The organism is Micromonospora sp. DT43 (genome assembly GCF_049841645.1).
GTDB lineage: Bacteria > Actinomycetota > Actinomycetes > Mycobacteriales > Micromonosporaceae > Micromonospora.
In genome coordinates this window covers 783,793-798,223 of sequence record NZ_JBNCKR010000002.1, presented here as the reverse complement: position 1 = coordinate 798,223, position 14,431 = coordinate 783,793, and the positions used below count along the sequence as shown (strand labels likewise).

The 14,431-nt window shown below is 73.3% G+C and carries 13 protein-coding genes; 8 read left to right on the top strand and 5 right to left on the bottom strand.

Annotated elements, in window-relative coordinates; all coding sequences use genetic code 11:
• Positions 1–14 precede the first annotated feature (14 nt).
• Positions 15–653: a response regulator gene (locus ACLQ26_RS07730; protein WP_425743755.1), complete on the top strand. Its 639-nt coding sequence runs from the start codon at positions 15–17 to the stop codon at positions 651–653.
• Between the two features lie 10 nt (positions 654–663).
• Here ACLQ26_RS07730 and ACLQ26_RS07725 read toward each other — a convergent pair whose 3' ends face one another.
• The 5 genes from ACLQ26_RS07725 to ACLQ26_RS07705 all read right to left on the bottom strand — a co-directional run bounded on the left by ACLQ26_RS07725 (position 664) and on the right by ACLQ26_RS07705 (position 7,712).
• A complete protein-coding gene (locus ACLQ26_RS07725; protein WP_425743795.1) occupies positions 664–2,337 on the bottom strand; it encodes a GAF domain-containing protein in 1,674 nt (557 codons plus the stop codon).
• A 97-nt stretch (positions 2,338–2,434) separates the two neighbouring features.
• A complete protein-coding gene (locus ACLQ26_RS07720; RefSeq protein WP_425743754.1) occupies positions 2,435–3,418 on the bottom strand; it encodes an Acg family FMN-binding oxidoreductase in 984 nt (327 codons plus the stop codon).
• A 116-nt stretch (positions 3,419–3,534) separates the two neighbouring features.
• Complete coding sequence (locus ACLQ26_RS07715; protein WP_425743753.1) at positions 3,535–4,380, bottom strand: universal stress protein; 846 nt, start codon at positions 4,378–4,380, stop codon at positions 3,535–3,537.
• Between the two features lie 10 nt (positions 4,381–4,390).
• Entirely contained in the window at positions 4,391–6,784 is a 2,394-nt protein-coding gene (locus ACLQ26_RS07710) for a phosphoketolase family protein (RefSeq protein ID WP_425743752.1), read from the bottom strand.
• 67 nt (positions 6,785–6,851) lie between these two features.
• On the bottom strand, positions 6,852–7,712 hold the full coding sequence (locus ACLQ26_RS07705) for a universal stress protein (RefSeq protein WP_425743751.1): 861 nt from the start codon (positions 7,710–7,712) through the stop codon (positions 6,852–6,854).
• A gap of 174 nt (positions 7,713–7,886) precedes the next feature.
• Here ACLQ26_RS07705 and ACLQ26_RS07700 point away from each other — a divergent pair, with 174 nt between their 5' ends.
• From ACLQ26_RS07700 to ACLQ26_RS07670, 7 genes are all read left to right on the top strand, one after another.
• Positions 7,887–8,123: an HTH domain-containing protein gene (locus ACLQ26_RS07700; RefSeq protein ID WP_007457155.1), complete on the top strand. Its 237-nt coding sequence runs from the start codon at positions 7,887–7,889 to the stop codon at positions 8,121–8,123.
• On the top strand, positions 8,123–8,701 hold the full coding sequence (locus ACLQ26_RS07695; protein ID WP_425743794.1) for a Clp protease N-terminal domain-containing protein: 579 nt from the start codon (positions 8,123–8,125) through the stop codon (positions 8,699–8,701). Before ACLQ26_RS07700 ends, ACLQ26_RS07695 begins: the two co-directional genes overlap by 1 nt.
• A gap of 93 nt (positions 8,702–8,794) precedes the next feature.
• Complete coding sequence (locus tag ACLQ26_RS07690) at positions 8,795–9,799, top strand: diacylglycerol/lipid kinase family protein (protein ID WP_425743750.1); 1,005 nt, start codon at positions 8,795–8,797, stop codon at positions 9,797–9,799.
• On the top strand, positions 9,792–10,793 hold the full coding sequence (locus tag ACLQ26_RS07685; RefSeq protein WP_425743749.1) for a YihY/virulence factor BrkB family protein: 1,002 nt from the start codon (positions 9,792–9,794) through the stop codon (positions 10,791–10,793). The genes ACLQ26_RS07690 and ACLQ26_RS07685 overlap by 8 nt, the downstream gene beginning before the upstream one ends.
• Before the next feature lie 70 nt (positions 10,794–10,863).
• A complete protein-coding gene (locus ACLQ26_RS07680) occupies positions 10,864–12,354 on the top strand; it encodes a phosphatase PAP2 family protein (RefSeq protein WP_425743748.1) in 1,491 nt (496 codons plus the stop codon).
• An 8-nt stretch (positions 12,355–12,362) separates the two neighbouring features.
• The gene (locus tag ACLQ26_RS07675) at positions 12,363–13,166 is read left to right on the top strand and encodes an endonuclease/exonuclease/phosphatase family protein (protein WP_425743747.1); all 804 of its coding nucleotides are present in this window, start codon (positions 12,363–12,365) and stop codon (positions 13,164–13,166) included.
• A gap of 61 nt (positions 13,167–13,227) precedes the next feature.
• On the top strand, positions 13,228–14,346 hold the full coding sequence (locus ACLQ26_RS07670; RefSeq protein WP_425743746.1) for a hypothetical protein: 1,119 nt from the start codon (positions 13,228–13,230) through the stop codon (positions 14,344–14,346).
• The last annotated feature ends 85 nt before the right edge of the window (positions 14,347–14,431 follow it).

Below are 14,431 nucleotides of genomic sequence, written 5' to 3'. Positions count from 1 at the left end.
GGTAGAAACGAGTAATGATCCGCGTCTTCCTCCTCGACGACCACGAGGTCGTCCGCCGTGGCCTGGCCGACCTGCTGCAGAGCAGCGGCGACATCGAGGTGGTCGGCGAGTCCGGCTCCGCGCAGGAGGCGTCTCGCCGCATTCCGGCGCTGCGGCCCGACGTCGCGATCCTCGACGCCCGGCTGCCCGACGGCAACGGCATCGACGTGTGCCGCGACATGCGGGCCGTCGACTCGTCCATCAAGGGCCTGATCCTCACCTCGTACGAGGACGACGAGGCGCTGTTCGCCGCGATCATGGCGGGGGCCGCCGGGTACGTGCTCAAGCAGATCCGCGGCACCGACCTGGTCGACGCGGTGCGACGGGTGGCGGCCGGGCAGTCCCTGCTGGACCCGGCGATCACCACCCGGGTGCTGGAACGCATCCGCAACGGCGTCGAACAGCCGCGTGAGCTGAAGTCGCTCACCGAGCAGGAACGGCGGATCCTGGAGTACGTGGCGGAAGGGCTGACCAACCGGGAGATCGCCGGAAAGATGTTCCTGGCGGAGAAGACCGTGAAGAACTACGTCTCCAGCGTCCTGGCGAAGCTCGGCCTGGAGCGTCGCACCCAGGCCGCCGTCCTGGCCACCCGCCTGCTCGGCAAGACCACCTGAGCCACCCCCGTCAGTCGCGCAGCGGCACCGACCAGCACAGCTCGGTGCCACGTGGCCGCACCGGGCGGATCGTGAACGCGCCGCCCAGGCGGTCGGCCCGTTCCCGCAGGTTGATCAGGCCACCCCGGGCGGCGGCCTGGTCGCAGCCCACCCCGTCGTCGGTGACCGTCACGCTGACCTGCCCGCCGTCGACGCGTACGGCCACGTCGACGTGGGTGGCCTGCGCGTGGCGGACCGTGTTGGACAGCGCCTCGCGCAGCACGGCGGTGAGATCCGGACGGATGGCGTCCGGCACCGCGCTGTCCACCGGGCCGGTCACCTCCAGGTGCGGCTTGAAGCCCAGCGACTCGGCGGCCACCTCGATCGCCTCGCTGATCTCGGTACGCAGCGCGGCGGTCATCGGTGTACGCAGCTCGAAGATGGTCCGCCGGATGTCGCGGATGGTCGCGTCGAGGTCGTCGACGGCCGCGTTGATCCGCTTGGCCACCTCGGGGCGGGCCACCGGCGCGGCGCTCTGCAGTTGCAGGCCGGTGGCGAAGAGCCGCTGAATCACCACGTCGTGCAGGTCACGGGCGATCCGTTCGCGGTCCTCCAGGACCACCAGCAACTCCCGCTCCTCCTGGCCGCGGGCCCGTTCCATCGCCAGTGCCGCCTGCCCGGCGAAGCTGCCGAGCAGCGCCACGTCCTCGTCGCTGGCGTTGCCGCCACGCTCCGGCCGGTGGGCCACGATCAGCACGCCGTGCAGCGTCTCGGCGGTGGCCAGCGGTGAGATGATCGCCGGCCCGGTGTGCAGCAGCGCCGGCCACGGTGCGGCGTGCGCCAGGTCGTCCACCTGGTCGTGCCGGCCCTCGGCCAGGGCCGCCCCGAAGCTGGTGTCGGCGGCCGGCAGGACCGTGCCGACCAGCGCCCGGACCCGTTCGTCCGCGCCGTCGACCACCTCCACGGTGAACTCCGCCGTGTCGGCGTCGTACAGCAGCACCAGAGCCAGCTCCGCCTCGGCGACCTCCCGGGCCCGGCGGGCGACGAGCGCCAGCGCGTCGGTGCGGCGGACCTCGCCGAGCAGCACCGTGGTGATCTCGGCGGTCGCGGCGAGCCAGCGTTCGCGACGGTGGGCCAGCGCGTACAGGCGTGCGTTCTCGATGGCCACGCCGGCAGCGGCCGCGAGCGCGACGACGATCTCCTCGTCGTCCTCGGTGAACTGCGCGCCCCCCTGCTTCTCGGCCAGGTAGAGGTTGCCGAACACCTGCTCCCGGATGAGCACCGGCACGCCCAGGAAGCTGTGCATCGGCGGGTGGTTGGCGGGGAAGCCGTAGGAGCGCGGGTGCTGGGTGATGTCGGGCATGCGCAGCGGGCGGGGCTCGTCGATGAGCAGGCCGAGCACGCCCCGCCCGTGCGGCAGGTCGCCGATCTGCGCGTGTTGCTCAGCGGTGATGCCGTGCACGATGAAGTCGTGCAGCAGCCGGTCCGGGCCGACGACGCCCAGCGCGCCGTACCGGGCGCCGACCAGCTCGCAGGCCGCCTGCACGATGCGTCGCAGGGTGGTACGCAGATCCAGGTTGGTGCCGATGCCGACCACCGCGTCGAGCAGCGCCCGCAGCCGCTCCCGGCTGGTCATCACCTCGCCGACCCTGTCCAGCATCTCCTGGAGCAACTCGTCGAGGCGGACCCGCGACAGCGGGCTCAGCCCGAGCGACGGCGTCACCGGGGATTCCGGGCGGGGCTGCGGGACGCTGCTGGTCACCGCGCGATGGTATCGCTGGCGCCTCTGTTCACCAGATCCGTCAGCGCACCGCGGAGGTGTCGACGACCTGTTCCGCGTCGAGCCGCGGGGTGTGCGGCGGGCCCGCGTGCGCCGGGTCCGCGATACCCAGGCGCAGCACGATGTACGGGAAGCCGATCCCGGCGAGCATCTGACGCAGGGTCTGCCGGGTGCCCGGGACCTCCACCACCGCGCTGAGCGGCACCACCGACACGCCGAGTCGGGTCGCGGTAAGCCAGGCGGCGGAGAGCGCCTCACCGGCGCGCAGCCAGCTGTCCCGTTCGTCCTCGTCGCCGTGCAGCAGCGCGTACACCGCCGCGCGGTCGTGACCGGGGCCGACCGGCAGGCTGCCGGCGCGGCCGAAGTCACGGGCCGGCACTGTGGTCTGCGGCGGCTGCGCGGGCAGCACCTCGGCTGGCAGGCCGGTGCCGGTGCCGGCCCGGCTGGTCCAGTACGCCAGCTCGGCGCGCAACTCGGGATCCTCGGCCTCGATCGTGTCGGCGTGCCCGGCCGTTGCGGCCAGCTCCAGTACCTGGTCGCGGTCGAGAATCTGGAGCCGGCCGCCCTCGGCGGTGACCGCCCGGGCGATCTGGCCGATCGCGTCGGTCGGCACCGGCTCGTCGCTGACCGGCCGCCGGTCGGTGTGCCGCACCGACATGCACTGCACCATCCGCATGGCGTCCGGGTCGGCCTCGGTTCGGCTCAGGTCGGTCAGCCTGGCCAGCAGGTCGGTGTCGCCCGGGTCGGGCAGGCGCTGCACCACCGTGCGCCAGCCCTCGGCGGCGAGCGCCAGGCGGGCGTGGTGCAGGGCCGTGCCGCAGCTGATCGCCAGCAGCCGCCCCTCCGGGTCGCCGGCCGTGAGCTGCCGGTCGGCGACGGTCCGTAGCTCCAGCGCGTCGGGGAGCACCCGCCACCGCCACGGCTGCGTGTTGTGCACCGACGGGGCGTGGCCGGCCGTGGCGGCGGCCGCCGCCAGCGCCGCGGTCAGCTGACTGTCCTGACTCATGGTCACCCTTCCTTGTCCGCCATCGTGCTCGGCGGCGGTCGCGAGGTACGTCGTCGATCCATCCTGCGGCTCCGGCGCGCACGGCGCAGGGGAGCGCGGCTCCGGACCGGCCGGTTTCAGCGTTCCCGAACCACCGCGACAGGGCAGCCGGCGTGCTGGATCACCTGCTGGCTGACCGAGCCCAGCAGCATCCCCGCCAGGCCACCCCGGCCGCGGCTGCCGACCACCACCAGCTGCGTCGACCGGCTCGCCTCGATGAGCAGCGCCGCCGGGCTGCCTCCGACCACGTCGACGGTCATGCTCAGCTCGGGATACGTCCGCCGCCACGGCTCCAGCGTCTCCTGCACGGCCGCCTGCTCGTCCGGCACGCCGGCCGCCCCGCCGGGGCCGGGCGTCCACGCGTGCAGCACGCGTAGCGGCACCCGCCGCTGCGCCGCCCGTTCCGCAGCGAAGCCGAGCGCCACCAGCGACGGCTCCGAACCGTCCACACCGACCGCCACTGGGGCGTCCGGCCCGCCTGCCGTTCCGTCGCGGACCACCACGACCGGGCAGTGTGCGTGCGCGGCGACGGCCACCGCCGTCGACCCGGCCAGCAGCCCGCCGAACCCGCCGTGGCCGCGGCTGCCGAGCACCAGCAGCCCCGCGTCGGCGGAGCGCTCCTGCAACACCAGGGCGGGCGGCCCGTCGTACACCTCGCTGGTGATCGTCACGCCGGGATGCGCGGCGGAGGCGTCCGCCGCGGCCTTGCGGACCAGGTCGTCGGCCTGCCGCCGGGCGGTGTCGTCCGGCCAGACGCCGGGCGCCACGCCCGGACCGACCCAACTGGCCACCGTCAGCCATTCGAAGACGTACGCCAGCCGCACCGGCTGGCCGCTGCGCTCGGCCTCGGCCAGCGCCCAGTCCAGGGCCACCGACGCGTCGGTGGACCCGTCGTAGCCGACCAGGATCTCCGCGTCCCGCACGTCGTCCTCCTCAGGGGTTGGTCGGGTCGGTCTCGCGGACCCAGCGCCACTCGGCGACCCGGGGGTCGTCCTCGCCGTGCTCGCGGGTGTAGTCGCGGGCGGCCTGGCGGGCGTCGACCATCTGCTGGCGCAGGTGCGCGGCACGGGCGCCCAGGCCGGGCACCCGGTCGATGACGTCGATGACCAGGTGGAACCGGTCCAGGTCGTTGAGCATCACCATGTCGAACGGGGTGGTGGTGGTGCCCTCCTCCTTGTAGCCGCGCACGTGCAGGTTGTCGTGGTTGGAGCGGCGGTAGGTGAGGCGGTGGATCAGCCACGGGTAGCCGTGGTAGGCGAAGATGACCGGCCGGTCCGCGGTGAAGATGGTGTCGAACTCGTTGTCCGGCAGGCCGTGCGGGTGCTCGGTGTCCGGCTGCAGACGCATCAGGTCGACCACGTTCACCAGTCGCACCTTCAGCTCGGGCAGGTGCTCGCGCAGCAGCTCGGTGGCGGCCAGCGTCTCCAGGGTGGGCACGTCGCCGCAGCAGGCCAGGACGACGTCCGGTTCGCTGCCGCCGTCGCTGCTGGCCCACTCCCAGATGCCCAGCCCCCGGCGGGTGTGCTGGATCGCCTCGTCCATCGTCAGCCAGTTCGGCGACGGCTGCTTGCCGGCCACCACCACGTTTATGTAGTGCCTGCTGCGCAGGCAGTGGTCCATCGTGGAGAGCAGGGTGTTGGCGTCCGGTGGCAGGTAGACCCGCACCACCTCGGCCTTCTTGTTGACCACGTGGTCGATGAAGCCCGGGTCCTGGTGCGAGAAGCCGTTGTGGTCCTGGCGCCACACGTGGCTGGACAGCAGGTAGTTCAGCGAGGCGAGCGGCTGCCGCCAGGGGATCGCCCGGGTCACCTTCAACCACTTGGCGTGCTGGTTGAGCATCGAGTCGACGATGTGGATGAACGCCTCGTAGCTGGTGAACACGCCGTGCCGGCCGGTCAGCAGGTAACCCTCCAGCCAGCCCTGGCACAGGTGCTCGGAGAGCACCTCCATGACCCGCCCGTCGGGGGAGAGGTGGTCGTCGCCGGGGACCGTGGCGCCCATCCAGGCCCGGTCGGTCACCTCGAAGGCGGCGCCCAACCGGTTGGACGCGACCTCGTCCGGGCCGAACAGTCGAAACGACTGCGGGTTGGCGGTGATCACGTCGCGGATCCACGGGCCGAGTACCCCTGTCGCGCCGGCCATCGGCTGACCCGGCTCCGGGACGTCCACGCCGTAGTCGCGGAAGTCGGGCAGGGTCAGGTCACGCAGGACCACTCCGCCGTTGGTGACCGGGTTGGCGCTCATGCGCCGGTCGCCGCGTGGTGGCAGCGTCCGCAGCTCGTCGACAGGCGCGCCGGTGGCGTCGAACAGCTCCTCCGGCCGGTAGCTGCGCAGCCATACTTCCAGCTCGGCCAGGTGCGCGGGGTTGTCGCGGACGCCCGACAGGGGCACCTGGTGCGCCCGGTACGTGCCCTCCACCTGGGTGCCGTCGACCTCGCGGGGGCCCGTCCAGCCCTTCGGTGTCCGCAGCACGATCATCGGCCAGCGGGGCCGCTCGACGACGCCTGTGGAGCGCGCCCGGCGCTGGATCGCGGCGATCTCGTCAAGCGCCCGGTCCATCGTGGCGGCGAGCGTGCGGTGCACCACGGCCGGATCGTCACCGGACACCACGTACGGCTGGTAGCCGGAGCCCCGCAGGATGCCGAGCAGGTCCGCCTCGGGGATCCGGGACAGCACGGTCGGGTTGGCGATCTTGTAACCGTTGAGGTGCAGGATGGGCAGCACCGCGCCGTCGCGGGCCGGATTGAGGAACACGGTGGAGAGCCAGCTGCCGGCCAGCGGCCCGGTCTCCGCCTCACCGTCGCCGACCACGCAGGCCACCACGAGGTCCGGGTGGTCGAACGCGGCGCCGTAGGCGTGGCTCAGGGCGTACCCCAGCTCGCCGCCCTCGTGGATCGAGCCCGGCACGTCCGCCGCGACGTGGCTGGGGATGCCGCCGGGAAAGGAGAACTGTCGGAACAGCCGGGCCATCCCGGCCTCGTCGCGGGCCACGTCGTGGTAGCGCTCGGACCAGGTGCCCTCCAGCCAGGTGTTGGCCACGATGGCCGGGCCGCCGTGCCCGGGGCCGGTGACCAGCATGGCGTTGAGGTCGCGGGCGACGATCACCCGGTTGAGGTGGGCGTAGATCAGGTTGAGCCCCGGACTGGTGCCCCAGTGCCCGAGCAGCCGGGGCTTGATGTCCTCGGGGGTCAGCGGCTCGCGCAGCAGGGGATTGCCCAGCAGGTAGATCTGCCCGACGGTGAGGTAGTTCGCGGCACGCCAGTAGGCGTCCAACCGCCGCAGCTCGTCGTCGGTGAGTGCGCGGTGCACGTCGAGAGCGGTGTCCATGATGCTGCCTCTCGCGGGTAGGGGGTGGATGTCCGGCGTCCAGCATCGCCGCTGCCGACGCGGCGGGTCAGGGCCGTTGGTCCCGGGCGGGGCGGGCGTCGGGCCCGGTGAGCGGCATCTCGGCCAGGCCGCGTACGACCACCACCGGGGCGGGGGAGTGGTAGAGCAGGGACTGGGCGACCGCGCCGAGCATGGCTCGTCCCGGTTCGTCGCCCCGGGCGGCGACCACCGCCAGCTGGGCCGACCGGGACGTGTCGACGAGCACCTGCCCGGGGTCACCGCGGACGACCCGGCACTCGGTGGGAACCCCGGTGTGCCGGTCGGCGTGGCGGGCCAGGGCCTCACTGAGCTGTTCGGCGACCGCGTCGGTGTCCTCGTCGCTCTCCACCACCCGTAGCGCCACGAGGCGGGCGTCGCGCCGGAAGGCGCACTCCACGGCCCAGCGCAGGGCGAGGTGGGAGCTGGGTGAGCCGTCCACCCCGACCAGGACCGGGCCCTGCGGCGGCGGTTCGCGGCGGACCACCAGCAGCGGGCAGTCGGCCCGCGCGGCCAACTGGACGGCGGCAGTCTCGGCCGGGACGCACTGGCCGCTGCCGGCCATTCCGCTGTCGCCGACCGCCAGCAGGAAGGCCGTCTCGGAACGGCGGATGAGGGTGGGCAGCAGGCCGCTCTCGACGATCTCGGCTCGCACGGTCAGACCCGGTTCGACCTGGTGGGCAAGCTGGGCGGCTCGGGTGATCAGGCTCTCGGCCCGGTCCCGGGGCGCGGCGACGGTGTCCGCCGTGAAGGCCGCGTGCCAGTCGAAGGTGTGCACCACGTGCAGGGGCCGGCCGTGCCCGGCGGCCTCCTGCGCGGCCTGCTCCACGACCGGAAGGTCACCGTCCGAGCCGAGGCCGACAAGCACCTCCGCGTCGGCGGATGCCGCCATCCGATATCACCTCCCGGGCGTCGCGCCCGGCACGACCGCGCTCTCTCCTGACCGAGGGTAGTCGCGTGGGCCTGGCGGCGGGCCGGTTCGGGCCGCAGCCTTCGGTGGTCGGGCGCACCAGGGGTTCGTCAACAAAGGTTGACAAAAGTGGGGCTGTCAACGTATGTTGACGACATGAGTCAGGCGACGGAACTCGCGGCGGCAGCCGGCAGCACCGACCCCCGGGTCGGGCTGCGCGCCGTCCGCGCGCTGCGCCGGCTGCTCGAGCGACTCGAGGTGGTCCAGGTGGACAACGCCCGCCGACAGGGCTGGTCCTGGCAGGAGATCGCCGACGCGCTCGAGGTCAGCCGGCAGGCGGTGCACAAGAAACACGCTGGGCGACCGGCGGTCAACTCATCCTGGGAGGCGTGATGTTCGAACGGTTCACCGACCGGGCGCGCGGCGTGGTGCGGCAGGCGCTGGAGGAGGCGCGGGCCGAGGGCCAGCGGCCGGTCGGCACCGAGCACCTGCTGCTCGCCCTCCTCGCCGACGAGGCCGGCCTGGCCAGCCGGGTGCTCACCGACGCCGGGGTGCGCGCCGACGACCTGCGCGAACGGGTCCGGCGGCACACCAGCGGCCCAGGCGCCGGGCTCGGCGACGCGGACGCGGAGGCGCTGCGCGAGATCGGCATCGACCTGGCCGCCATCGTGGCCCGCATCGAAGAGTCCTTCGGCCCCGACGCGCTGCGCGAGGCCGTGCCGGCGCCGCGCCGCCGCTGGAGGCGTCGACGCTACCTGGGCGGGCCGTTCTCGCCCCGGTCCAAGAAGGCGCTGGAGCTGTCGCTGCGGGAGGCGCTGCGACTGCGCCACAAGCACATCGGCACCGAGCACATCCTGCTCGGGGTGCTGCGTGAGGGCCACGGGCTCGGCGCGCTGGTGCTCACCGAAGCGGGCATCGACCTCGACGATCTGCGCCGACGGGTGGAGAGCGCGCTGCGCGCGGCGGCGTGACGGACACGTACGCGTTGAAACCTGTCTGTGGCACTTCCGACGCCGGCCGGGCACCGGGTCGCTGAAGGCGGCCCGGTGCTGCACACTGGCGCCGTGGATGCTGGACAGGACAGGCGCCCCTCAGGTGGCGACGGCGGGCTGCGCTCCGCCGTGGTGGTCAACCCGTCGAAGGTCGACGATCTCGACGAGCTGCGCCGCACCGTGCACGACGCCCTGACCTCCGCCGGCTGGCCCGAGCCGCAGTGGTTCGAGACCACCGTCGACGACCCGGGTCGGGGCCAGACCGAGCAGGCCGTCAAGGCGGGCGTCGACCTGGTCTTCGCCTGCGGCGGCGACGGCACCGTGATGTCCTGCGTCAGCGGGCTCGTCGGCACCGACGTGGCCCTCGCCGTGCTGCCGCAGGGCACCGGCAACCTGCTCGCCGCCAACCTGGGCCTCTCCACCGACCTCGCGGCGGGGCTCCAGGTCGCCGTCGAACGCGGCCGCCGGCTGCTCGACGTCGGCGCGGTGGAGAACCAGTACTTCACAGTCATGGCCGGCATGGGCTTCGACGCCAAGATGCTCGAAGCCACAAACGAGACCACCAAGGCCCGTATCGGCTGGCCGGCGTACGTCGTGGGCGCCGCCAAGCACCTGCGGGACCGGCCGATGCGGGTGCAGATCCGCATCGACGACCGCCCGCCGGTGCGCCGACGTGCCCGCTCCGTGCTGATCGCCAACGTCGGCCGGCTCCAGGGCGGCGTCCGCCTGCTCACCGAGGCCGAACCGGACGACGGCTGGCTCGACGTCGCCGTGCTCACCCCGCGCAACCTGCGGCACTGGCTCGCGCTCGGCTGGGCGGTGGTCCGCCGCAACGGCCAGGTGCCGCAGATGGAGGTCTTCCGCGGCCGCCGCGTGATGGTCACCAGCAACCGGGCCCAGCCCCGGGAGCTGGACGGCGACCTCATCGCGCCGAATCGACACCTGCGGGCCGAGATCCGGCCCAAGGCGCTCTGGCTCTGCGTCCCGCAGCCCGAGGACGCCCCCGACCTGGCCGTCGACGCGCAGGGCGCCGGGGAGCGGGGCGAGCAGCTGATCGAGGAAGCACGCCGTGAGTAGCACCCGGATCGTGCCGGAGACCCGGCTGATGGCCAACGAGGAGCTGTCCGCCGACGACGCCTGGCACACACTGCGCCGCAAGGGCAGCTGGCACCTGCTGCGCGACGCGTTCATCCGGTTCCGCTACGGCGACGGCTTCAGCCACTCGCGGGCCTTCGCGTTGCAGCTCTGCCTCGCCGTGGTGCCGTTCCTGATCGCCCTCACCGGTCTGATCAGCGAGCTGGGTGTCGAGGAGGGCGGCCAGGTGGTCGCCGACACCGTGCTGGCGCTCACCCCCGGCCAGAGCGCGCAGGTGGTCGGCGAGCTGCTCGGCGAGGGCGAACGCGTCGAGGACGCCGGAGAGTTGGCGCTCACCCTCGGTCTGCTCACCGGGCTGGTCGCGCTGACCACCACGATGGCCCAGATCGAGCGGGGCGCCAACCGCATCTACGGGGTCGAACGGGACCGCCCGGCGTTGCGGAAATACCTGCGGGCGGCCGTGCTGGCCGTCACCGCCGGCCTGCCCGCGCTGGCCGGCTTCCTGATCCTCGTCGGTGGCGGGGCGATGGGCGACTCGGTCCGCAGGCACTACGAGTGGGGTGATGTCGCCAACGGCATCTGGGACGTGGTCCGCTTCCCGCTGAGCCTCGGGCTGACAGTGCTCGCCGTGGCCGTGCTGTTCCGACACGCGCCACGCCGCAACCAGCCCGGCCTGTCCTGGCTGTTCTTCGGCGCGGGCATCGCCACGGCCCTGTGGTGGCTGGCCAGCCTGCTGCTCGCCGCGTACGTGCGGTTCAGCGACGGCTTCGGCCAGACCTACGGCGCGCTCACCGGCATGATGGCACTGCTGCTCTGGGCCAACCTCACAGGCATGGCGCTCTTCGGCGGGCTGGCCTTCGCCGCCCAACTGGAGGCGCTGCGCATCGGCGCGGAGGAGCCGGCGCAGCCCGACCTGTGGGAGCCCGAGGCCGACCGCGTCGAGCTCGTCGACACCGGGGACATGACGGCGCTCTGAGCGCCGCCGGGTGTACGCCTGACCCGGATCGGGTACAGCGCCTCGCCAGGTACGACAAGGGAGGTGCGGGGTGACCGCGGTCAAAGAGGTGGCTCGGCGTCCGATAGGTCATTTCGCCGAACGGAGCATCGTCGGCCTGGTGGCCGTCACCGGCGCCGGGGTGGCCTTCGGGCTGTTGTTGTTACTCGTCCGGGTGCGGTGGAGCCCGTTGCAGGACGCCGACCACTCGGTCGCCGAGTGGTTCAACTCGCTGGTGGCCCCGCACCACCCGCTGGTGACCGTGCTCCAGGCGGTGACCGACCTGGGCGGCCGGCCGATCCTCATCTGGCTGGTCACCATCGCGGTGGTCGGGCTGCTGATCCGACGGCAGCCCCGGCTGGCCGTCTACCTGATCATCACCGGGGTCGGTGGGCTGATCCTCGACCCGTCGCTCAAGACCCTCGTCGGCCGGCTCCGCCCGGTGGTGGACATCCCGGTCGCCAGCGCGCCGGGCAACAGTTTCCCGAGCGGGCACGCGCTCGGCTCGTTCGTCGCGTACGGGGCGCTGCTGCTGGTGTTCCTGCCGGCGATGGCGCCGCGCTGGCGCAAGCCCGCGATCGTCGGCGTCGGCGTGCTGGTGGCGCTGATCGGGCTGACCCGGATCGCGCTGGGCGTGCACTTCGTCTCCGACGTGCTGGCCGGCTGGCTGCTCGGCGCCGTGTGGCTGGGCGTGACCGCGTACGCCTTCCGGCTGTGGCGGCGCGAGCGCGGACGGCCGGTGCCGCCGCTGAGCGAGGGGCTGGAGCCGGAGGCGGGGCACGACATCGCCCCCGCACCGGCCGAGGAGCACGTGCTGGGGCACCCTCGCTCGGCGGTGGCCGAGCTGCTGGTCGGCTGGGTGCTGGTGTTCGGTGCGCTCTACGGCTTCGGCACGTACGTCAGCTACTACGCCAAGGGCACCTTCTTCGACACCCTCGACACCGACGTTCCCCGCTGGTTCGCCGACCGGCACACCGACGTGCTGACCGACGTGAGCTGGTGGTGGAGCAAGTTCGGTGACACCCACGCGATCCTGCTCATCTCGCTGGTGTTCTGCCCGCTGGTGCTGGCGGTGTGGCGGCGGTGGCGGCCGGTGCTGTTCGTGGCGCTGGCGATGGTGGGTGAGCTGACCCTCTTCCTCGCCTCGGCGCGGGCGATCGACAGGCCACGGCCCCCGGTGGAGAACCTGGACGGGCAGATGCCCACCTCCTCGTTCCCGTCCGGGCACATCGCGGCGACGATCTGCGTCTGGCTGGCGATCACCCTCATCGTTTTCCCGCGTACCGACCGCTGGTGGCGGTGGCTCTTCGTGGCGCTGGCGGTGATCATGCCGGCCGGGGTGGCCACCTCACGGATGTACCGGGGGATGCACCACCCGACCGACTTCATGGGCGCGATCCTGCTCTCCGCCCTCTGGATCGGGCTGCTCTACCTCGTGATCCGCCCGAACGCCGATCTGAAGGAGGGCAACCAGCCGGCCATCGAGTCGGAGGACGTGGACACCCTCGACGACGAGCTGGCGCGCGCCGGCCGAGCCGACTGAGCGCCGTCGTGCTGCGGGTGCTGACCTGGAACATCCGCACCGGCGGCCGGGACCGTGGCGGCGCCGACCGACTGGATCAGGTGGTCCAGGTCGTCAACCAGCAGGCGCCGGACGTGCTGGTCCTGCAGGAACTGCGCGGCTTCGACTCCGACGCGCTGATGGCAGGCGTGGCGGGCCGGGTGGGGATGACGCCCCACCTGGCCCGGTCCTGCTTCGGGCAGCCGGTGGCGGTGCTGGTCCGGCCGCCGTACCAGGTCCTCGCCGCGGGGGCGCTGCGCCGGCCGTTCCACCACGCCGCCGCCCGCGTCGTGGTGTCCACCCCGGCCGGCCCCCTCACGGTGCTCGGCACCCACCTCTACCCGTACTCCGGGGGACGCCGGCGGATGGAGGTCGACTGGCTGGTGGCGGCGACGCGCCGCGCCCCGGGGCCGCTGACGCTGCTCGCCGGTGACCTCAACTCGCTCGACCCGACCGTCGACCACACCGAGCGGCTGGCCGGCATGCCGGCCCTGTACCGGCGACGGCACCTGCGTCGGGGCGGCCGCGGCGTGGACACCCGGGCGATCGCCCGGTTGCTCGCCGCCGACCTCGTCGACCTGTGGCCGTCGTCGAACGTCGGAGCGCCGGAGGCCGACGGCCTGACCGTGCCCACCCGGTTCGGCGGTGCCGAGTTCGCCGGGATGCGGCTGGACTACCTGCTCGGCACCCCCGCCGTGGCCGAGCGCGTGCGGGGCTGCCGGGTGATCCGCGGCGCGGCCGCGGACACGGCCTCCGACCACTATCCGCTGCTCGCCACGCTCGACCTGGGCTGACGCCTCCAGCCCGGACGTTGCCGACCACAACGGTTGGCGCGGTCCGGTTACCGTGCCCACCGTGACCGACCGCCCCACCGTTCGCGCGCCGCTGCCCACGCCGCGACCCGAGCACCCGATCGCGCCGACAGTGGCGCGTCCGGTCTGCGACCTGTCGGCCCCGCACACGGCGGAGCCGGCCGCCGTCGCGCTCCCGCTGGTCGCGGCCGTCGCGCGTGGTGTGGCGCTGGTCGTGGTGCTGCCGGTACGCCTGCTCTGGGAGCTGATCGCGGCGGCCGGCCGGCTCGTGTACCGGAGTCTGCTCAGCCCTGCCGGCCGGTTCCTGCGCCGCTGGCTGCTGTCCCCGCTGGCCTGGGCGGTGCACCGACTGCTCTGGCTCCCGCTGGTCTGGGGAGCGCGCAACCTGCTCTGGCTTCCGCTGCGGTGGGCGGCCCGTACTCTCGTCTGGCTTCCGTTGGTCTGGCTGGGACGAGGGCTCGCCTGGGTGGCCAACAACCTGATCTGGCGTCCGCTGGTGTGGCTGGCGTACGCGGTGGCCTGGGCGGCCCGCACGCTGGTGTGGGCACCGCTGGTCTGGCTCGGCGGGGTACTGGCCGCGGTGGGATCGGCGCTGGGGCGGGCGGTCCGCTGGCTGGTCTGGGCACCGCTGCTCTGGTTGGCCCGGGTGGTGCTCCGTCCGCCTCTGGTCGGGCTGGGGCGCGTTCTGGTCTGGCTCGTCGATCACCTGGTGGTGCGGCCGGCGCGGTGGCTGGGCGCGGCACTTCGACCCGCCGGCCGGCTGGTGTGGCGGGGTGTCGGCATGCTCGCCGGGGCGCTCGGCGTCGCTCTCGTCGGCCTGGTCCGAGGCATCTGGTGGGTCGTCGTGCGGGTCGGCCGGTTGGTCGTCGCCGCGCTTGTCGGCGCCTGGTGGACGGCCGGCTGGCTGCTGCGGCTGCTCCACCGATCGGTGCTGCGTCCGCTCGGGCGAGGGCTGCGCTGGTTGTGGCGGCACACCGTCCGCCCGCTGGTACGGGGTGTCCGCTGGGCCTGGTCGGCCACGGTCGTGCCGGCGGCACACGCCGTGCGGGCGCTCTGGCGGGCCACCGTCGCACCCTCGGCGCGATGGATCCGGCGCTCGGTGCTCGATCCGGCCCGGCTGGCCTCCCACGAGGTGCTCGGCGCGCTGGGCCTGCGTCGCTGACCACCGAGTCGCCCAGGTGCGGACGGCTCAGAGCACGACGTTGAGCAGGACTGTCAGCACCACCGAGGCGACGATCGAGAAGAGG